At 62.1% G+C, this 19,217-nt stretch carries 15 protein-coding genes and 1 pseudogene; 6 read left to right on the top strand and 10 right to left on the bottom strand.

All coding sequences use genetic code 11. The features are described from left to right. Together OXF11_00875 and OXF11_00870 are read right to left on the bottom strand one after the other, a co-directional pair. The coding region (locus OXF11_00875; protein MCY4485658.1) for a YHS domain-containing protein at positions 1-378 on the bottom strand (378 nt) is incomplete at its 3' end. 125 nt (positions 379-503) lie between these two features. Next, positions 504-638 (bottom strand): annotated as a pseudogene (locus OXF11_00870) (HU family DNA-binding protein). Positions 639-931: 293 nt separating this feature from the next. Here OXF11_00870 and OXF11_00865 point away from each other — a divergent pair. The 4 genes from OXF11_00865 to OXF11_00850 all read left to right on the top strand — a co-directional run bounded on the left by OXF11_00865 (position 932) and on the right by OXF11_00850 (position 6,058). Continuing rightward, positions 932-3,019, top strand: a complete 2,088-nt coding sequence (locus OXF11_00865) for an AAA family ATPase (protein ID MCY4485657.1) — start codon at positions 932-934, stop codon at positions 3,017-3,019. Between the two features lie 48 nt (positions 3,020-3,067). Continuing rightward, the gene (locus OXF11_00860; GenBank protein MCY4485656.1) at positions 3,068-3,847 is read left to right on the top strand and encodes a hypothetical protein; all 780 of its coding nucleotides are present in this window, start codon (positions 3,068-3,070) and stop codon (positions 3,845-3,847) included. 40 nt (positions 3,848-3,887) lie between these two features. After that, complete coding sequence (locus OXF11_00855) at positions 3,888-4,883, top strand: WYL domain-containing protein (GenBank protein ID MCY4485655.1); 996 nt, start codon at positions 3,888-3,890, stop codon at positions 4,881-4,883. A 149-nt stretch (positions 4,884-5,032) separates the two neighbouring features. Continuing rightward, positions 5,033-6,058: a hypothetical protein gene (locus OXF11_00850; protein MCY4485654.1), complete on the top strand. Its 1,026-nt coding sequence runs from the start codon at positions 5,033-5,035 to the stop codon at positions 6,056-6,058. A gap of 96 nt (positions 6,059-6,154) precedes the next feature. Here the strand turns inward: OXF11_00850 and OXF11_00845 are convergent, their stop codons facing one another. The 3 genes from OXF11_00845 to OXF11_00835 form a co-directional block, all read right to left on the bottom strand. Beyond that, positions 6,155-6,889 (bottom strand): hypothetical protein, encoded by a 735-nt coding sequence (locus tag OXF11_00845; GenBank protein ID MCY4485653.1) that lies wholly within the window; start codon positions 6,887-6,889, stop codon positions 6,155-6,157. Positions 6,890-7,064: 175 nt separating this feature from the next. Next, positions 7,065-7,880, bottom strand: a complete 816-nt coding sequence (locus tag OXF11_00840) for a tyrosine-type recombinase/integrase (GenBank protein ID MCY4485652.1) — start codon at positions 7,878-7,880, stop codon at positions 7,065-7,067. Positions 7,881-7,980: 100 nt separating this feature from the next. After that, positions 7,981-8,247, bottom strand: a complete 267-nt coding sequence (locus OXF11_00835; GenBank protein ID MCY4485651.1) for an Arm DNA-binding domain-containing protein — start codon at positions 8,245-8,247, stop codon at positions 7,981-7,983. A gap of 194 nt (positions 8,248-8,441) precedes the next feature. Here OXF11_00835 and OXF11_00830 point away from each other — a divergent pair, with 194 nt between their 5' ends. Both OXF11_00830 and OXF11_00825 read left to right on the top strand, forming a co-directional pair. Then, positions 8,442-9,584 carry an MBL fold metallo-hydrolase gene (locus tag OXF11_00830; GenBank protein ID MCY4485650.1) on the top strand — a complete coding sequence of 381 codons (1,143 nt, stop codon included), beginning with the start codon at positions 8,442-8,444 and terminating at the stop codon, positions 9,582-9,584. A gap of 116 nt (positions 9,585-9,700) precedes the next feature. After that, complete coding sequence (locus tag OXF11_00825; GenBank protein ID MCY4485649.1) at positions 9,701-10,660, top strand: hypothetical protein; 960 nt, start codon at positions 9,701-9,703, stop codon at positions 10,658-10,660. A 172-nt stretch (positions 10,661-10,832) separates the two neighbouring features. On the opposite strand, the gene OXF11_00820 is transcribed toward OXF11_00825, so the two are convergent. The 5 genes from OXF11_00820 to OXF11_00800 form a co-directional block, all read right to left on the bottom strand. Continuing rightward, positions 10,833-12,083 (bottom strand): hypothetical protein, encoded by a 1,251-nt coding sequence (locus OXF11_00820; GenBank protein ID MCY4485648.1) that lies wholly within the window; start codon positions 12,081-12,083, stop codon positions 10,833-10,835. Between the two features lie 1,324 nt (positions 12,084-13,407). Beyond that, positions 13,408-14,526, bottom strand: a complete 1,119-nt coding sequence (locus OXF11_00815) for an ATP-binding protein (GenBank protein ID MCY4485647.1) — start codon at positions 14,524-14,526, stop codon at positions 13,408-13,410. A gap of 50 nt (positions 14,527-14,576) precedes the next feature. Continuing rightward, entirely contained in the window at positions 14,577-16,871 is a 2,295-nt protein-coding gene (locus OXF11_00810) for a xanthine dehydrogenase family protein molybdopterin-binding subunit (protein MCY4485646.1), read from the bottom strand. 6 nt (positions 16,872-16,877) lie between these two features. Next, positions 16,878-18,191 (bottom strand): CCA tRNA nucleotidyltransferase, encoded by a 1,314-nt coding sequence (locus OXF11_00805; GenBank protein ID MCY4485645.1) that lies wholly within the window; start codon positions 18,189-18,191, stop codon positions 16,878-16,880. A gap of 68 nt (positions 18,192-18,259) precedes the next feature. Beyond that, a partial coding sequence (locus OXF11_00800) for a pitrilysin family protein (GenBank protein MCY4485644.1) occupies positions 18,260-19,217 on the bottom strand: 958 nt, incomplete at its 5' end.

The following is a 19,217-nucleotide window of genomic DNA, read 5'->3' as shown; positions in this document are numbered from 1 at the left end:
GTAGTTGAGGTACAGCTTGCCGTCCACGATGGTCCAGGCGTCCGGGTCGATGGAGGCGGTGCCGCCGTTGCTCACCGCCCAGGCGCAGTAGCCTCCGTACCGGGGCGCGTACTTCTCGGGGTCGCCCTCGAACAGCGCCTTGTTCTCGGCGCTGGCGAACGACCAGGTGGCCCCCTTCCACTCCACCCGGTGCGCCCGCTTTCCCGCCACCGGCTTGCCCTCGGTGTGGTAGGCCACCGGGTCGTATCCCCGGATGGCGCCGCCGAAAAAGGTGGAGAACACCGGATCGACGGCCCAGGCCGTGCCGGCGGGAGCAAGCAGGGCGGCGATGAAAAGCACGGGCACGACCGCCCGCCGGATTCGCTGTGCGCAACTCATGGATGCCTCCTGGAGAACCGTAGGAAGATGGTTTGATTTCAGCCGATTCCAGGTGCGTTTGCAATGGTTGGTGCAAGCTTGTCCTCTTTCCGGGCACCGCCCGGCTCCTGGTGCAACCCGTATGGAAGCGCTTTCCCTGCCTTGAACGACGGCGCCTTCGATGCGGCGATGGCAATGTTCTCCCGGGTTTGGGGTTTTCCCCGTCCGTGCCGCCCGACTCTTCCTCGCGAACACGTGCCGAACCCCGCGACGGTGACCTTGCTTGGCCAGAGCGTCCCCGACCGCCTCGAAGACCGTGTTGACCCTCACGCCAAGCTAAACAAACAAGGCGACGCATGTCTGGATCTCAACCGTGGACGCTATCGCTGCTGAACTTCTGTTCAGCGTTGCTGCCGACGCCTGTGCAGTTTCTGGCGGTACCGTGCACTTCGCCACATGGACACCAGACGCGGGTCAGCAAAAAAGAAATCCGGGCGTAACGGGAGAGTACGTCCAAATCTGACGCATGGCGTTGGTAGAATCCTCCCATCGAAGTTTTGAAAGAGGAGATGTCATGCCTTCCACCTACGAACGCCGTCTCGTCCTATTCTATCTGTCGAACCTCGTCTCGCGCCTCCGCAGCCGCGACGACGAGGCACCGCACCTGGCGCGCTGGCTCAAGCTTCATGAAGGGGAATTGGGGTTTCGCTACCCCACAAGGCCGGGCGACACTGCGGAAGACGCAATGCAGCGTCGTACGCGAGACCGGGAAGTTCCGAGGCCCGAGTGGCAGCGTGTGGCAGAGATCTTGAGGAACACGCTGGCAGCGGCCGGCCCGGCACGCCCGGATCGGACAGCGCGACGCGTTAGGCTTCTGGCAAAGGCCACCCGTCTTTCCCGGACCGATGCGGCGCTCCTGGAACTGGCGTTGCGCTATCGGACGGGGTCACTTGTCGATTCATTGATTAACGACATTGATGACGCGAGAGAATGGAACGGGAGAGGCTTCAAGGTGGGGAGCCCATTGCTGCCATGCTTGCTTGGTCTGTCGGCCGGCACCGTCTACAGCCGGTTTGCGCCCGACGCTCCTCTCCTGACTTCCGGGCTTATGTCTATCGATGACGACGGAGATGTGACGATCCCCGAACGGTTGACCCGGCTGCACTGGCTTCCGCAAGAGGCCGGTTCCGATGTGCATGGCTTGCTGCTCGACCAAGCTGGCCCGGGCGAACTGCACTGGTCCGACTTCGACCATGTTGGCAGCGACCGCGACCAACTCGAACGGATTCTGAACGGGGCGTTGCGGAGCGACCAAGAGGGCGTCAACGTGCTCGTTTACGGGCCGCCAGGCACCGGCAAGACGGAGTTCTGCAAGACTCTGGCTGCAAGGCTCGAAGCGCCGCTTTACGTGGCCGGCGAATCGGATGCCTCCGGAAGCGAACCTTCCCGCCGAGAGAGGATGCAGGAGCTCCGGCTTGCACAAGGCCTACTTGCCGGAAACTCTCGATCCATCGTACTATTCGATGAGATGGAGGATCTGCTCTCCGTGCAGGGAGGGTGGCTGGAGGGGAGGTTCGGCCACGGCCATGTTCCTGTACGTTCTGCGGAGGGCTCGAAGGTGTTCATGAACCGCCTGCTGGAGCAGACTCCGGTACCAATCCTGTGGACATCGAACGCTGCCCGGTGGACCAGTCCCGTTCTTTTGCGCCGCATGATGTTCGCCCTGGAACTGCGGCAACCCCCTCCCAAGATCCGGGCGCGGATCTGGGCGCGGCAGCTTACGCACCACGGGATAGAATCGACTGAGGAGGATGCCCGTGCCCTGGCACGGGAATTCGACGTAACGCCGGGCGTGGCCTCGGGAGTCACGGCGGCGGCCCGGCTCGGAGGCGGGACACTTGCGGACGTGCGCCGCGGCGTGCGCGGTCTTGCCAGAGTGTTGTCCGGCGACAGGCCACCAGCTCAACAGACGCCGGACAGGTACGATCCTGAGCTAATCCGCGCGGACCTGGACCCGGTGGAACTCGCGGACCGCCTTGCCAAGAACGGCGCACGTCACTTCTCGCTATGCCTGCAGGGACCGCCGGGAGTCGGCAAGAGCGCGTTCGTCCGCCATCTGGCCGACAGGCTCAGACTCGAAGTCATCCAGAAACGTGCGTCCGATCTCATGTCGATGTGGGTTGGTGGAACCGAAAGGAACGTCGCCGAAGCCTTTGCCGAAGCGCGCGACGCCGAAGCGTTCCTGGTCTTCGACGAAGCCGATTCGCTGCTGGCCGACCGGCGCCTGGCCGTCCGTAGCTGGGAGGTTAGTCAAGTCAACGAGATGCTGACATGGATGGAAAGCCACCCGCTTCCCTTCGCCTGCACCACCAATCTCGGCGAGCGCCTCGACCCCGCCACCCTGCGGCGCTTTACGTTCAAGATCGCCCTCGACTATCTCTCTCCCGAGGAGGTAAAGGCCGCGTTCCGTGTTTTCTTCGGTATTGAACCCCCGGCCGCGGTCGGGAGCCTTGCCACCCTGACCCCAGGCGACTTCGCCGTCGTAAGCCGGAAAGCCGAGATTCTGGGTTGTTCGGGGGATCCACAGGCGCTGACGACAATGCTGCGGAAGGAGTGCGAGGCTAAACCAGCTGGGGCACGTAGAGTCGGTTTCGGCTTGTAGGGTGAATGTGTGATACTGGAGAGTCTGCCGCGCCAGGGGAGGTACTTGATGCCGACCATCGTCACGACTTTGCAACAGAACCCCGAGCCGTTTCCAGACTGGCTCAAGCAACCGTCCCCGAGGTTTGACCACGACAGCTTCTTCGGCTCGAGGACTGTGTATTACCCCGGCTGCGGGACGGATGGGCACCCGGTCGCAATCTGTAACCCAGCCCATGCGGCGCACACGTTCGTGTACGTCGATTACCGCGTGTCAGAGCAAACCGTCCGGGACTGTGTTTACCGCCGTACAGGGCCCGGGGTCCACGGTTACGAGGCGGAGCACGAGGAAGAGGTAGCCGAGGCGATTCTGCACCCTGGCGGATGGACGCCGCACGTTGCAGAGCGGGAGCTAGACAAGGCTGCCGACTGGGCTGATGAATCCCGCTTCCGCCTATATCTGGTCCTCAAGCGTGACAAGGACCATGACGATACCCACGGCCCGGAGCGTTTTGCGATACTGTTCATCGGCGGCGACGGTCATGCCATGTATGACGCCCTGTACTGTCAGGAAGACGGAACGCGGCCGCCATTCCTCTTGCTCTTTCACGACTATGGATGGGACGAGAACTATGACAAGTTCGGTGCGGACGGACTCCTTGAGAGAATCGCTTTTGATCGTGGCGTGTACCCTGAGTGGCTGCTGGTCGGGCTGAATGAGCGGCAGTTCGAACCTTGGGAGGGTTACCTGGACGTGGGGGCCGAACCCGCGCGAGGGGGTATGCACCGCAAACCACGCGCGCTATTTCACCGCGCCCACTGGCCCGCCGTCCGCCTCGAGTTTCGTTGAGACGATATAGGCAGATCAGAGAGACTAGAGACCCTGGCGGATGCGTTACGAACGCGTTACGGAGATCATTCGTTTGGCCGTCGACCTTCAAGGAAGACCGGGTGGCCTTACCATCGCCGACATCCAGGAGGGGTTCTCCGTCAGCCGGCGCACTGCCGAGCGGATGCGCGGCGCCGTTGAGGCGGCTTTCGGACCGCTGGAGACCGTCGACACGGACACCGGTGACCGGCGTATTCGTTGGCGGCTTCAGTCGCGCGCGTTACATCCCTTCATCCAAGTCTCACCCAAAGAGTTGGCCGAACTTGAAGCGGCGACCGGTAGTCTGGATCGTGCCGGCCTCCCCGAACGCGCCAGCGGCCTTCGCGACCTCGCCGTCAAGCTCCGCGCCGCATCGCGCCGTCACTCCCCAAGCGATTTTGATGCCACCCTAGAGACCCTCATGCAAGCCGAGGGACTAGCCATGCGCGCCGGCCCGAGAGAAAGCCTCAAAGAAGGCTTGCTTTCGCTCGTGCGAGACGCCATCACCGCGCGTCGCAAGATCGACTTCGACTATGTGTCCCGAGGGATGGCAAGGCGCAGCCGCCAACGTGTCCGGCCCTACGGGGTGCTCTACGGCAACCGCGCTTTCCTGGTGGGACGCACGGACCGAGGAAGCGATACAAGGCTTTGGCGACTTGCAAATGTCAGCGAGGCCCGGATCACCGACGAGACATTCGAGCGCGACTCGGCCTTCGACTTGCGTCGTTATGCGGAGCGTTCGTTCGGCACGTTCCAGGAAAGGCCCGTCGAGGTGGTGCTCCGCTTCGACGCTGATGCGGCGCCTGACGCCAAAGAATTTCAATTCCATCCAAGCCAGACCACTGTCGAGAATAGTGACGGTTCTCTTACGGTCCGCTTTGAGGCGGGGGGTACCGAGGAAATCTGCTGGCATCTCGTGACCTGGGGAGAAAACGTGAGAATCGTAGAGCCCTCCAGCCTTCACCAGCGCCTTGTCGAACTATGTGCTTCGCTCGCGGCGCACCATCGGCGCCAGTAGTCTCTCTCTAGGTGAGGACAGCCAATGTAGAGGAAAACGGAAATTTTTGTTGGTGCAGTCGTAGTGGAATTGCTGACTATGAAGATGCGAAGACTGCGAGGGCGAGCATCGCAACGGATGGCCGTACTGTCGAACGCGAGGAGCAAGCAATGCCGAACTGTTGGGCTATGCGCACAAGCCGGGTTGAGGAAGACCACAGGACGTTCATACTCGACGAATTGCACGCGGGACGGCTCCGGCAAGGCTGGGGATATGACAAGAGTCAGGATCTCGACCATATCCAAGATCTGTGGGCCAACGGCGACAACCTGTCGGAGATCCAGAGAAGCGCCCGTAGGCACCGGCGGATGGGAAACGGCGCGGACGACGACTACATGCAGGTCGGGGACCTTGTTGCAGTCCTGAACGTACCGAGCGACGGCCTCTTCACGATCTGCGAGATTACGGGTGACTACTATTTCGAGATCGCGGAGAGGTTCGGAGACTTCGGGCACGTGCGGCCGGTCGAGGTCCTGACTTCGAAAGGCGTCTCCAACGGTCACACCTTGGTCCACGCGGGCCTTCGCCGAAGTTTTCGTGCCCAAGCGCGATTGTGGAACATCAGGGACTACTGCGCGTGTTTGGATGCGATCCGCCGAAGCGGCCTTACGCCCGAGGAACTAACCGGCGGCTCGACACCTGTTGGACGTGTCGAGAGCGTCGTCTCTGAGCTGCTCACGGAACCGCTGGGCCTCATGGCGGACCGGCTTGGGAGGGCTCTGCCCGAGAGGGTACGGGCCGAAGAGTGGGAACCGGTGCTGCAGTTGGCCCTGGAGTCCCTGTTTCAAGTGTCTGTCAACCAGACCGGCGGCCCGCGCGAACTCGGCGCTGATATTGAAATCGTAATCCCCAATCCGTTCGAAGAAAACCTGGACTGGATCGTGCCGGTACAGGTCAAGGACTACGAGGGAGAGGTCGGCGTCGAGGCCGCCGACCAGCTTGAAGAAGCATTCAACTCGCGTAGCCGGTCCGGTCGGGTGATCGCAGTCGTCCTGCTCGTCTCCAATGCGGTCGCGTCTGAAGCTCTGGTAGAGCGGATGCGCGAGCTTACAGATCGGCACGGCGTGCCGTTCGTCTTTTGCGGTCGTGATCTGTTTCTGCGGCTTCTTGCTCGGGGGTTTCTGAGACGGTCGTGAGTGTACCGTCCGGGACTGCATCACCCGTTGCCGGAGAGCAGTTCTCAATACCGGAGCGGATAGGTATAATCCCGATGACGATGACCGTGTCCCCAGTTACCTCTTTGCAAGCCGCATCACAGGTACGATGCCGTGTTCGGCCAAGTACTTGGAGGCGACGTTAGACAATTCGATCGTTACCTTACGGCGACGCTTCACTTCAACGTCCTGCGTGGTCGTTATAGGTCTGCCGTCTACCATGACATAGGCGACAGCATACTTCTCAGTCTTGCGCCCATCGTTGTTCACGACTACGGAGACCTTAGACTTTCCCAAGTTCAGTTCCTGATGAAATTTGTTCTCCATTCTCTTGTTAAGAGTCGTGTACTTCTCTCTATCCATAAACAACCAGACAACTCCTTTCGGGTTGATCATTATGCCGAACAAAGAGTCGGCAGAATCCCAAGCTTCCTGTTTGGCAGCTACCAATGCACTAACCTCTCCCAAAAGAAAAGAGTCCATCTGAGCGCTCTTGCAGCCTTTAGGTTCGAAGTCCTGAACAACCCCCTTCATGATCTCGACTATCTGAGGAGTGTATTCGTTACACTTGTCTGCCGAGGGAATCTGTATGGCCATGAGAGCCGGTGTAGTAACCGTGTCACTTGGCTTCTTGGCAACACGGTCCAGGTCCGAGGAATAGAGATCCACGGTCACGTCAGTCCGACAGCCGACCAAAACTAGAACAAGGATTAAGCCGGGTAGAAGAGCCAAACGTAGGGAGCCTCTCATTAGGAACCTCCTTTCGTATCTGGAGCGACAACCTGGCGGGATTGCAGGGTCAATGAACTCCATCACAACATCGAACCCGGTGCAACACCACGGCGGATTTCGAGGTCGGTTCCGGTAGTAAGGAGTCTGGTAGCACAGGCAGCGGAAGGCTGGTAGTGCGGATGACGCCGCCGTCAGGTCCGCACGTGTTGGGCTCCGTCCGACTGACGGATGCCCTCCGCGGGTGAGGTTGCGTTCATCAGGGCTTCGTTGCGGTCGGCCACGCGCTGGGCGGGCTCGCGAAGTTGCTCGACGGTCCAGTCGGCGGCGTAGCCCTCGGTGATGTCGTCGTCGCGGGCGTGGTTGACGAGGCGCTTGGTGAGGGGGCGGGGCAGCATGAGGTCGCGCTCGGCAACAGTGATGAAGGCATTGCGCAGCCCGTGGAACCAGAAGCGCGTGCCCGCTGCCTTGCCGATGCCCGCATGGTAGCGGTGAAGGTTTTGAGATGGCCGGTGACGCTCGTAGACGAGGGGAACACCCAGCCGTCGTCCCTGCCCCCAGCCTCGGCCCGGCGGTGCTCCAGCACCGTAGCGAGTTGCCGGGTCAACGGAAGCTCCAGGGGCTCACCCGTCTTGGTCTCCTCGACCTGCAGGATGCCATGGTCCAGGTCGATGCGCTGCCAGCGGAGCGAGACCACCTCGCCGAGGCTCATGCCCGTATAGGCTCCAATGGTGAAGATGTCGCGGTGCGCGGGCGGTAGCCCTGCCGCCTCCATTCCCGCGCGCCAGCGGGGCAGCACCTCGCCCGGGGAGGAGATGCGCCGGCGGCGCTTGCGGTTCAATCGCCCGCCGCCCGCAATCCAGAGCTCGACCGGGTTGCGCAGCCCCTCGTGGTCGATGCTGGAGCGGCGGTAGATGGAGCGCAGCATGGAGACGGCCTGGTTGGCGGTGGCCCAGCCGTGGCGCTCGGTGATGCGGTGGAAGCGGGCGTCCACGTCGCTGCGGTCAATGGTATCGAGGGAGCGGGAGAGCCAGTCCCCGAAGCACACCCTGAGGTTCGTGCGGTTAATCTCCACGGTGCGGGGCTTTCGCCTGGGGTTGGCGCGGAGGGAGTCCTCGAAGGCCTAGGCGAGGGTGGGCATGCCCCTGGCCTAGGCGCGATCCAGGGCGGGGTCTTCACCCGAGGCAACCTTGCCGAGGAGTTCCTGTGCGCCGGGCTTGGTCCGGAGTGATGCGGCCGAAGCAGCCGAGGGTGACCCGCTTGTTGGGAGCGGAGCGACCGCCGGACCCCGTGCGGTAGTTGACGACGAAGGTCTTGGCGCCGGAGGGCTGGATCCTGACGCCGAAGCCCGTGAGGCGGTCGTCCCATGCGATCCATGGCCTGAGGTCGGGCCTGAGGGCCTCGACGGTGCGCTTGGTCAAGATGTCGAGGGACAGGCTCATCTGACGGGATGGCGAAAATCCAGTTTGGTGTATAACGTGAGGGTTGCGGAAGGCGGATTCAGAGACGCCGATGGGAGGGTGATGGGAGGTTTTTTCGGTCCGAATCACGAGGAGGTGGCCGGCATGCTGAATGACGGGTTGGAGAAGATTCTCGGGGCTTTTGGCGCCACAAGGAGTGAAAACCAAGGATCCATATGAGAATCCGTATTCACCGGGGCACGAAGGAAATCGGCGGCACCTGCATCGAGATGGAGGCTCAGGGGAGGTGCATCGCCCTGGACGTGGGCCTGCCGCTTGATGCTCCCGATGACATCGAGGCGCACAAGGATCTGCTGCCGCAGGTGCCGGGTTTCCGGGACCTGGACGAATGCCTGCTTGGTGTCCTGATCTCGCATCCTCACATGGACCACTATGGTTTGGCCAAGTACGTTCGCCCGGAAGTTCCCGTCTACATCGGCGAAGGGGCACACAACGTGATGAAGGCCGCGAGCGGCTATGTTCCCAACGGGAGCGCGTTCACCGACCCGCACTTCATCGCCAACCGGAAACCGGTAGAGATCGGACCGTTCCGCGTCACGCCATATCTCGTGGACCACAGCGCATTCGACGCCTACTCCCTGCTGGTGGAGGCGGACGGCAAACGGGTGTTCTACTCCGGCGATTTTCGCGCGCATGGGCGCAAGAGAACGCTGTTCGATGGGATGGTCGCGCGTCCGCCAAAGGACATCGACGTCCTTCTTATGGAGGGGACGACTATCGGACGGACCGGAACCAACGAAGGGTTCGCCACCGAGGACGACCTTGAACAGGAGTTCGTCCAGGCCTTCAGGGAAACGAAAGGCATCCACTTCGTCTGGACTTCGTCCCAGAACATCGACCGCCTCGTGACGATCTTCCGGGCCACCAAACGGACCGACCGGTTGCTGCTCATCGACCTGTACACGGCCGTGGTGCTGGAGGCCACCGGCCGGGAACGCATCCCGCAAGCGAGTTGGGACGAGGTACGGGTCTACATTCCCCACCGCCAGGGTGTGTTTATCAAGGAGAAAGGCCTGTTCGACGACCTGGGGCGTCACAGGGCGAACCGGATTTTCCCGGAAGCTCTGCCCGACTTGGCCACCAGGGCCGTTTTGTTGTTCCGTCCGATGGCGATGACCGATCATGGCGTCCAGGCGGTCGTGGACGGCGCCGGCTTCACGTATTCGATGTGGGAAGGGTATCTGAAGGAGAAGGGATCGCTGAGGGTCCTGAAGTGGCTCGAACAGCACGGTATCCCCCGCCGTACGATTCACACATCAGGGCATGCCTCTGTCGCCGACCTCAAGCGTTTGGCCTGAGCGCTAGCGCCCCGCACGCTGGTCCCGATTCACTCTTTCGAGACGGGCCGATTTGGGGAGTTTATCGAGAACGTCGTCCGGAAAAATGACGGAGTTTGGTGGGAGGTCTAGGTGTTATGGCGATCATCGAAAGATGCTGGAAACGGGGTACCTTGAAGGGGCATAAGAAGATCAATCCCGTCTACGAGCAGATCACGAAAGACATCTCAGAAGGGTGCGTCTTTCCCGCAGTTCGCGAAAACGAGATCCATCTCTACTACGAGGGTGGCAGGGCCTTTCGAGTAAAACCGAAGTCGGTGAAGACACACCGTAAGTACAATGGCGAATGCCGCGACGGAGAGGTGTCTCTCTACGAATTAACGCCGGGGCTCTACGCGGACATCAAGGAACGCTGTAGAGGTCGCCACGTCAAACGGTTACAAAACGGGGACTGTGAGGAAGGCTGGATTGTCTCGCGGCTCTTCCGGAGATTCTCGTACTGGTCGCGATACGCGGAGAGTGAGCAGCCCAAGCTCGTCGACATAGAGGTTAGATTTCGTGGAAAGGCAAAAACGGAGAAGATAGACCTGTTGTTCCTGGAGGACGATGGCCGCCTGCGTTTCGTCGAGGTCAAGCGGCAAGACGATCCGCGTACCCGGTGGCGATACGACCGGAGTACCCAATCTAAGTGGAGAAACCCAGAGGTACTGGACCAGATTCGAGGATATGAGGATGTGCTTAAGGACGGCGGGAAGAGCATCGTCGACGCCTACGGCCAAGTTCGGGGGATTCTTGCCGAAGCCCTTGAACTAGAGCGGTTCTCCGAGCCGATCGCGGTCTGTCCCCGCGTTCCGTTACTGGTGTGTCGCAGAGACGCCAAGCACGGCCGAAACACTTGGTTACAGGGCGAACTTGGGACTTGCGAGAACGACGAGATTGGCGACCACCTCGTCGTTGACGGCGGCAGTATTGAAACCGGTTCGTACAGGACCAGGCCTCCGTCGTGGTGCCCGGACGGCCAATGGGAACGCCTGAATCTCCGAGAAGTATTCGGAAAGATCGACAACCTTGGGGCTACTTCGCTGCGTGGGAGGTAACTGGTTTCGCTACCCCTCAAGCGGGGACAATCAAGCGGAGCAGGTCACGGCGACTGACCCGGCCCGGCGGGTGTTGCAAGGGACTCTCGCCAGCGCATCAGTTACGCGCACCCGTACGCTTCGTTCCTCGCGCACACAGGGATAAATCGTCCTTCCGTGGACTCCGAAGGACCTACGACAGGCCCATTGTTCTCAGCAATGGACTACACCCGATCCACGAGGCCGCGATGCCATCCAATATCCCGCGCTCCGCCGTCGCCTTACACGTCCGATATGGAAAGGTCGCGCCAACCGCGAGCTGGAGATTCGACCGTTTATTGACGAATGCATCGAAAGTGGCCTGTAACCATTGCGGCTGGGATTTCACCTTGCTGCTGTTACTATTGCGGGCGAAAGCCGTTCGTAGATCGCACGTCAAGTGGGCATCCGTTGTGGGAACCGAGCGCTGGCTTGGATAGCGGCGCTGGCGGGCTTCCAATATCGGAGCGGCACCCGAATATCGATGCAAGTTCGATGAGATGTTCGAGGCGATCTCGGCCATGACCCCGCTGAATCCTTCATAGCCAAGATCGACGATTCTTTTGCGCAGCCATCCCTGAATACCGTTCGGCAGTATCACGACGGCCACAAGCCTGTCTCTTTCAACGCTCAGCGTGAGGTGAGGATACGTTGTGAAAGTCTCGGGTGCTTCTTTCAGTTGCAGGTAATCCCAAACGCTGTCTGCCTGCGAACCGGTGATCGCGGCCCGACCGGCGGCTTTGGGGTTCATTCCCAGATCGATAAGGTCCTCACGCTGGCGGAGTTCATCCATCGCCAATTGGAGCAACCGCTTGGCTTGCAAGTAATTGTAGACCTCGCCGTTCCCGAACGGGAAACCGGTAAACTTCGTCAAGCTACCCTCCCGGAGATAACCTTCGTTCGAGAATTTGCGCTCGGCAACCTCGAAATACTTGGCCGCGCGGTTAGCCCAATCCGAACCGGATGCCTGGTCGTTCAGCCACTCGTAGACCTGTGACCATTCCCTGAACTTTGTGCGTTCCGGAAGTTTGCGTCTGGGTCTCGTGATGGCAATCGTCATCAGCGTCACGTCAGTGAAGCCCCGCCTCTCAGCGGTTCGCAGGTGGCGGCACAGCTGATCGTTGCGGAGAGATGACGCGATCTTGCTCTCGATCAATAGCGACCAACTCTTGCCATCCTGGATCCAAGCGTCCGGCAGGCTGCCGCGCGCGTTTTCGTCGTCCTCCTCCAGCTCGGGTTCGCCGGGCAGTTGTTGCTCTACGATCTCCAGGCGTCCCGCAGGTACGCTACCGCATACCCAGCTTATAAACGATCTCAAAAGCCTGTGGTCTTCGTCAAGCGCGGTCGCAAGGGCGTGTGTGAGGCGGTTCTCCGGTGTGCTGTACTGGTCGAAGACGTTGCGCATGTCGGGTTGGTTCAAGGCGGACGATGTCTGGCATGTCTACATGTCGTTGACGGATCCCGCAACTTGCCCGCATCGGCGCCTTGACATCCCGTGCGGCCGCCACCGCCGACGAACCGACCATCGAAAGACGGATCTGCCCGTTCTCTATCAGAGATTCCCTCGGCAACGGACTGTTGCTTCGGTCCACGATTCGATATGCTTTCATCCGGCGGTTCTTCTTTCTTCAAAAATGCCCAACCCGATCCTACGGAGTCAAGCGGATAAACCGCCATCTAAGCTTCAGCGTTCCGTCAGCCCGTGGAGATTTGGGCGAAGGGAGGCAAAGCAGACCGGAAGTCGAAGGATTTGCTGGGCACCCAGGCACCGACCGCACCATCTGTCCGAGATATTCCACGGTCGGACGGAACGTTTACCGTCATTGAAGGACGTTCGTGCGCATGGCCCGGAAATGAATTGGTGCCTAATTGGTACCTGATCGTCTAGCACTTCTCGCCACTCGGCTCGATCTGGTCAATAACCTATTGATTTTTATGACGAAAAAGTTCGATAGTGCCAGCGCTGGGAATACCGAACCTTACCCCGACATACTACGAGTCCAGTCTGAGTCTGACCTCCATGAAAGTCCTGACGTGTTCGCGGCTCCACGACGATCCCGTCGCCGTGAGGACGCTTCCACGGTCATGGCCGAGTGGCACGGGCACCGTGCCGTGCCCGAAGATCCCCACAACCGTTTCCCGTAACGCGTTTCACATTGGCTTGGCGTGGTGGGCAGTTCACGCCGGTCGCGAGATACGCGTCCGATATTCTTGACAGGCGGACCTCAGCGACGGAGGTGAGGGCTCGCGTAGCCGTCCTTCCCGGCACATCTCGACAAGTGAGTCGACCTGAGAGCGGCAATCACGCTCACGCCGAAGCCGAGGGTAGTTCTTTTTTTCTTCGTCTACGGTTTCGCCGTTCAGATAGGCTACCCAAGTCTCGATGTTCCACGTCGGTACGAAAACGGCGACACGATCAGTGTTGTCCCTTGGTGGCACGGACGCTTGGTTGCATGCTTTATCGAGCGCCGTCAACCGAGCATCGACGCCGTCGGCGTCGCCATCCAACATGGCTATAAGCTCGCAGCTCACTCGGTTTCTGTTCCTACGATACGCCTCGATCTCTTTCGGAAATTGTTCGCGGACGAATTGCTCAGCCGAGCCCTTGCCCAAGGGTGATCTTTTGACCCGTAGTTGACGCGCCTTCCAGCCGATCGATGTGAAGAAACGTCTTAAGAAGGCTTCCTGCTGTTGATCCTCACAGAGCAGGACGAGTTGGACTTGCCGTCTCACCGGTCCCACCCGCGAGCCACGATTTCCGACAACCTTAGGCCCCCGTCAGTCGTAAAGGACGAGTCCTCGATCCTTGTCGCCCTGGTAACACCGGATGGTTCGCGAGAGAGGGATATGCCAGAGGACAATCCCAAGTAGTCAATCAGTTCCGGGTGATGTGAACAGATGACCGCCTGTGGTATGGCGTCACCACAACGGTCGGAAAGTTCAGCCAACCAAGGTTCAATCTCCGACAACGCCACATAGTTCTCTGGCTCGTCCAGGAAAAGGGTGTAGCCCAGTCCGGCAGAAAGATGAATCAGGGAATAAAGCGCCACCAAAGCGCGTTGGCCGTCCGAGATTTGGTCCAGTCCCAGCTCGTATCTCTTACCGTTCTCGTTGAAGTCTACCGTGAAAGCGCGGGTGTCACGACCGACCTTTTGTAGGCGTATTCCACTGAACCCATCGATAACGTCTTCCAGTGCTTTTCTGAATTGTTCCACCTGTCCGGGTTGTTCCAGTTGGAGATGCTGATACCACGCACTGAAGTTATGCGAGTCCCTGGCAAGCATGACGTCATGCCTTGTGGTCTCGTGCTCGAAACTGGCCGGGTATAGCCCGCAAACCAGCACATTGCGTATGAACTCGAGAAATCGGGTCAGTCTGGTGTTGTCGGGACCCGGGGCGACTCGGGCCAATGCGGACTCTGTCCAATCGGCGGGGAAGTCGGGGCCTGCCGAATTATTGTCCCGATAGAGATGCACTTGGCCCCCTTTGAATTCGAATAACGGCCGGCCGTCAGCATCCAAAAGGGATTCGTTGGAAATTCGCGATAGATGATTTTTCGCGTTGTGCTCGATCTGTAGTCTATAGACGAAGGTATCGCTAGGGAGTTTCGCCTCGACTTCAAAAACCTGAAGCTCCCTGGTTTGCCAAGCGGTCAGGGTGCGTGCGGGAAATATTTCCGGATCGGCGATTCTGGCTCTGCCGCTCAAGAGCTCGCGGAGCGCGTAGATAATATCCAATACGGATGTCTTGCCCGTGCCGTTACGTCCGAGGAGCAAAGTCAGATCCTGGAACTCCAAGTCGAAGTTTACGAGGCACTTGTAGTTATCCACATAAAGGCGTTTGAACATTGTCGCCTCCGCGCAACCAGTCTCGTGCAGGATCCCTTAGCTTCCTGCCGCTAACCGTTCCCCCGCAGCGCCCGCCACATCCTCTCCGGCGTGATGGGCAGGTCGCGCACGCGTACGCCGACGGCGTCTTCGATGGCGTTGCCGATGGCGGGGGAGACGGGCATGAGGCCGCCTTCGCCGAGGCCCTTGGAGCCGTAGGGGCCGGGGCCGTTGGCGTCTTCCAGCATGATGGTGTGGAAGGTTCCCGGGATGTCCTTGAAGGAGGGGAGCCGGTAGTCGATGATGTTCGGGTTGAGCAGGTGGCCGTTGTCGTACTGCATCTCCTCCATGAGGGAGTGACCGATGGCGAACATGACGCCGCCCTCGTCCTGGCCCTCGCACTGGAGCGGGTGGATGGCCGTGCCCACGTCGGCGGTGGAGATGTACTTGAGGAGCTTGACCACGCCGGTGTCCGGGTCCACTTCCACCTCGGCGCCGCCCCAACTCGTTTCCCAGAAAGTGGTGGGCGAGCCCAGCACGGCCTTCTTGCTGTGCACGTCCTGGTAGCTGCCCTTGGCCAGCAGTTCGCCGCCCTTGGCGCCGAAGGTGCGGTTGAGCACTTCCTCGTAGCTCAGGCGCTTGCCCTTGCCGGCGCGGACCTGACCGTTCTTGAGGGTGACCTTGTCGGCCTTGCACTTGAACAGCTTGGCGGCGGCCTGGCGCAATTGCCGCGTCAACTCGGTGGCGGCCCGTTCCACGCACAGGCCCATGATGACCATGGAGCTGCTGGCGTTGGTGGCGGCGTCGTAGGGGGTCGAGTCGGTGTCGAGTTGGGCCACGGTGACCGCTTCGTAGGGCAGGGACAGCCCCTCGGCGGCCACTTGCGCAAGGGCGGTGCGGCAGCCCTGGCCGATCTCCACGGTGCCGGTGAACAGCACCGCGCTGCCGTCGGAGTTGAGCTTGATGGATGCCGACGCCACCTTGTAGGTGCCGCCGCCGTCCTTCATGCAGCAGGCCAGGCCCATGCCGCGGTTCGGCTCCTTCTTCCTCTTGGCCCAGCCCAGGGCCTTGGCGGTGCGCCGCAGGCCCGCCTCCAGGTCGCAGTCCACCGGGCTGTCGCCCTTGGTGAAGACGCCGCCCTTCTTCATCAGGTTGCGGACGCGGAACTCCAGGGGGTCCAGGCCGAGCCGGCGCGCGATCATGTCCATCTGGGACTCGTACGCCCAGGTGACCTGCAGGGTGCCGAAGCCGCGGAACGCGCCGGCGGGCACGGCGTTGGTGTAGACCGTGTAGGCGTCCACCTTGACGTTGGGGATGCGGTACGGACCGGGCGCGCGGTAGCCGGCCTTCTGGGACACCCGCGGGCCATAGTCGGCGTAGGCGCCGGTGCCCATGTGCACCTCGCACTCCCGCGCCACGAGCTTGCCGTCGCGGGTGACGCCGGTCTTGATGCGGAACCGGGCGGGATGCCGGGTGATGGTGCGGAAGGTCTCCTCGGAGGTGTGGGTGATCTTCACCGTCCGCCCGCTTTTCCACGCCAGCGCGGCCACCAGCGGCTCGTTCTTCAACGACAGCTTCCCGCCGTAGGCGCCGCCGATGTGGGGCACGATGACGCGCACCCTGTTGATGGGGATGGAGAAGAACTCGGCGATGTGGCGCTGGAGGGTGAACGGATCCTGGGTCGAGGACCACAGGGTCACGTGCCCGTCCTCCACCCCGGCGATGGTGATGTGCGGCTCCAGCGGATAGTGCTGCACCTGGGGAAAGGTGAAGACGTCCTCGAAGACCTCGTCGGCCCGGGCGAAGCCCTTGTCCACGTCGCCCCGGGAATAGTTGTAGGCGTAGCACACGTTGGTGCCGCGGAACTCCTCGGGCACGCGGTAGGCGTGGCCGTGCAGCTCGTCCGCGTCCGCCACGTGCTCGTGCACGAGGGGCGCGCCCGGCGCGATGGCGTCGGCCACGTCGGTCACCGCGGGAAGCTCCTCGTACTCGGTGTCGATGAGCGCCAGCGCCTCGGCCGCGGTGGCCTCGTCGTCCGCCGCCACCGCCGCCACCGGGTCGCCGTCGTAGCGCACCTTGTCCAACGCGACGATGGTCTGGTCCTTGTAGGCGGAGCCGAAATACGGGTTCATGCCGTCCAGGGTCTCGCGCGTCAGCACCGTGACCACGCCCGGCAGCGCCGCCGCCTTCGTGGCGTCGACGCGCAGCAGGCGCGCGTGCGGGAACGGGCTGCGGAGGACCTTGGCGTGGAGCATTCCGGGCAGCTCCAGGTCCATGGCGTAAACGGCCTTGCCGGTGGCCTTGACCACGCCGTCCACGCGGTGGTGGGATTTGCCGATGACCTGGTGTTTCGCGGCTTTCGCCATTCGTGGTTACCTCCCGGGCGGGTAGCGCTCGCGCACCCAATCGACAGCCTCTTCGGCCGTCTGCAACTCTCCTTCGAGCTGCGCCTCCTCGACCGCTCGCAGCATCGCCGAGAACGCCGGACCGGGCGCATAGCCGAGCCGGATCAGGTCGCGGCCGCGCAGCAACGGCTCCGGTTTCACTTCGTTTTCGCCCAGTTCGGCGAGCGTTTGCTGACAGAAGTCGTAGTAGCCCAGATCGCCGTTGGATGAAAGCGCGTCGATGCGGCACAGTTCCAGCAACTCGTGGACGCCGTCCTCGGCAAGGAAACGCTTGAGGGTGCTGAGGCGCATCTTGGGCGCCTGGGTGTAGCGCAGGTGGTAGCGCACCAGCCAGGCCACGCGTTCGGTTACGGCGCGGCTGCGCTTGAGGCGCCGTAGAATCGCCGCGGCCATCTCCGCGCCCATCTCCGGGTGGCCGTGGAAGGTCACGCGCTCGCCCGCGGGCTGGCGGCACGGGGGCTTGGCCACGTCGTGCAGCAGGCAGCCGTAGGCCAGGGTCTCGGTGGGCGCGTCCAGGTGCCCGAGGAGCGTCAGTGTGTGCACGAACACGTCGCCCTCGGGATGGTAGTCCGGGGTCTGCTCGCATCCCTTCATGGCCGCGATTTCGGGCAGGATGACCTCAAGGAGCCCGGTCTCGTCCAGCAGTTCGAACCCGCGCCGGGCGCCGCCTTCGGTGAGGGTGCGGGTGATCTCCGCGCCGATGCGTTCCCAGGCCACCTGGGTGACGGCGGCGGCGTGGTCCTGGATGGCCTGGACCGTCGGTCCGTCGATGGTGAAGCCCATCCCGCAGGCCAGGCGCACGGCCCGGACCATGCGCAGGCGGTCCTCGGCGAAGCGCTGGTGCGGATCGCCGATGGCCCGGACGAGTCGGCGCGCGAGGTCCTCCCGGCCTTCCACCAGGTCGATGACGCGGTCCTCCACCGGGTCGTACATCATCGCGTTGATGGTGAAGTCGCGCCGGCGGACGTCGTCCTCCAGGGTGCCCTGGCGCACGTGTTCCGGCCGCCGCCCGTCGCGGTAGGGGCCGTCGGAGCGGAAGGTGGTGACCTCGAACGGCTCGCCCTCCACCAGCACGACGATGGAGCCGAATTGCGATCCCACGTCAACGGTGTCGGCGAAGAGGGCCTGGACGGTCCGCGGCGTCGCCGCCGTGGCCACGTCGTAGTCCTTGGGCTCCCGTCCCAGCAGCCGGTCGCGCACGCAGCCGCCGGCGAGGTAGGCTTCGTGGCCGGCCTCGCGCAGGCGCTGGATGATGTGGAGAGCCTTTTCCTGTTGTTGCACGGGATCAATCCGAAGGGCGCGGTTCAGGCGCTTCGGGTCGGGGAAGCGAACTACGGCAACCTGTCTTGTCAGTTCTTCAGCGCCGCCTTGTCGAGGTTCCCGACCACCGTGAGGATGAGCTTGTCGGGTTGCAGGTATTCCCGGGCGACCCGATGGACGTCCTCGGCGGTGACCTTTCGGATCAGCTCCGGGTAGCGGTCGACGTAGTCGAGCCCCAGGCCGAGATACTCCACCTGTCCCAGGAAGTCGGCGATGTCGCTGTTGGTTTCCAGGCCCAGGGCGAAGTTGCCGATGAGGAAGCTCTTGGCGTCCGCCAGTTCCTCCTCGGTGACGCCGTCGCGCCGGATGCGCTCGACCTCGGCCGTGGCCGTCTCGATGGCTTCACGGGCGCTCTCGTTGCGGGTCTGCATGGCCATCTGGAAGCGTCCGGTCTCCCGGCCGGCGAGGAAGTAGCTGTAGACGACGTACGCCAGGCCGCGTTCGTTGCGGATGCTGTCCCCGAGCCGCGAGGACAGGCTGCCGCCGCCGAGGATCTGGTTCATCACCCGGATGGCGTAGTGGTCGGGGTTCGAACGGAGCGGCCCCTCGTGTCCCATGATGATGTTGGACTGGGTGAGGTTGCGGTTGATCTTGACCGCGGTCCGTTCCGGCGGCCGCAGGTTTACGGGTTCGTCGGGCGTGCCGTCGCTCTTCTCCCAGTCCGCCAGGACCTCGGCGAGCTTGCGCTTCATCTCCTCGTGGGTGATGTCGCCCACGGCCACGAGAACGGCGCGGTCCGGGCGGTAGTAGCGCCGGTGGAACTCCGCCACCGCATTCCGGTCCAGGCCCGAGACCGACTCCCGCGAGCCTTCCACCGGGCGGCCGTAGAAGCTGCCGGGGTAGAGGGCGGCGCGGAACGCTTCCCGGGCGATGGACCCCGGGCGGTCGCGCTTGGCCCGGATGGAGGCCAGGAGCGACTGTTTCGTTCGGTCCAGCTCCTTCTCCGGGAAGGACGGCTGCGTCAGCACCTCGCTCATGAGCGCCAGG

Source organism: Deltaproteobacteria bacterium, from assembly GCA_026712905.1.
Taxonomy (GTDB): Bacteria; Desulfobacterota; Binatia; order UBA9968; family JAJDTQ01; genus JAJDTQ01.
The sequence above is the reverse complement of the archived record's forward strand: the minus strand, read 5'-3'. Positions and strand labels throughout refer to the sequence as shown.

Bases quoted from the DNA above. Each gene is read 5' to 3' on its own strand.
- OXF11_00830 (MCY4485650.1), top strand. From the start codon at position 8,442: ATGAGAATCCGTATTCACCGGGGCACGAAGGAAATCGGCGGCACCTGC.
- OXF11_00855 (MCY4485655.1), top strand. From the start codon at position 3,888: ATGCGTTACGAACGCGTTACGGAGATCATTCGTTTGGCCGTCGACCTT.
- OXF11_00815 (MCY4485647.1), bottom strand. From the start codon at position 14,526: ATGTTCAAACGCCTTTATGTGGATAACTACAAGTGCCTCGTAAACTTC.
- OXF11_00865 (MCY4485657.1), top strand. From the start codon at position 932: ATGCCTTCCACCTACGAACGCCGTCTCGTCCTATTCTATCTGTCGAAC.
- OXF11_00835 (MCY4485651.1), bottom strand. From the start codon at position 8,247: ATGAGCCTGTCCCTCGACATCTTGACCAAGCGCACCGTCGAGGCCCTC.
- OXF11_00860 (MCY4485656.1), top strand. From the start codon at position 3,068: ATGCCGACCATCGTCACGACTTTGCAACAGAACCCCGAGCCGTTTCCA.
- OXF11_00850 (MCY4485654.1), top strand. From the start codon at position 5,033: ATGCCGAACTGTTGGGCTATGCGCACAAGCCGGGTTGAGGAAGACCAC.
- OXF11_00820 (MCY4485648.1), bottom strand. From the start codon at position 12,083: ATGCGCAACGTCTTCGACCAGTACAGCACACCGGAGAACCGCCTCACA.
- OXF11_00810 (MCY4485646.1), bottom strand. From the start codon at position 16,871: ATGGCGAAAGCCGCGAAACACCAGGTCATCGGCAAATCCCACCACCGC.
- OXF11_00845 (MCY4485653.1), bottom strand. From the start codon at position 6,889: ATGGAGTTCATTGACCCTGCAATCCCGCCAGGTTGTCGCTCCAGATAC.
- OXF11_00825 (MCY4485649.1), top strand. From the start codon at position 9,701: ATGGCGATCATCGAAAGATGCTGGAAACGGGGTACCTTGAAGGGGCAT.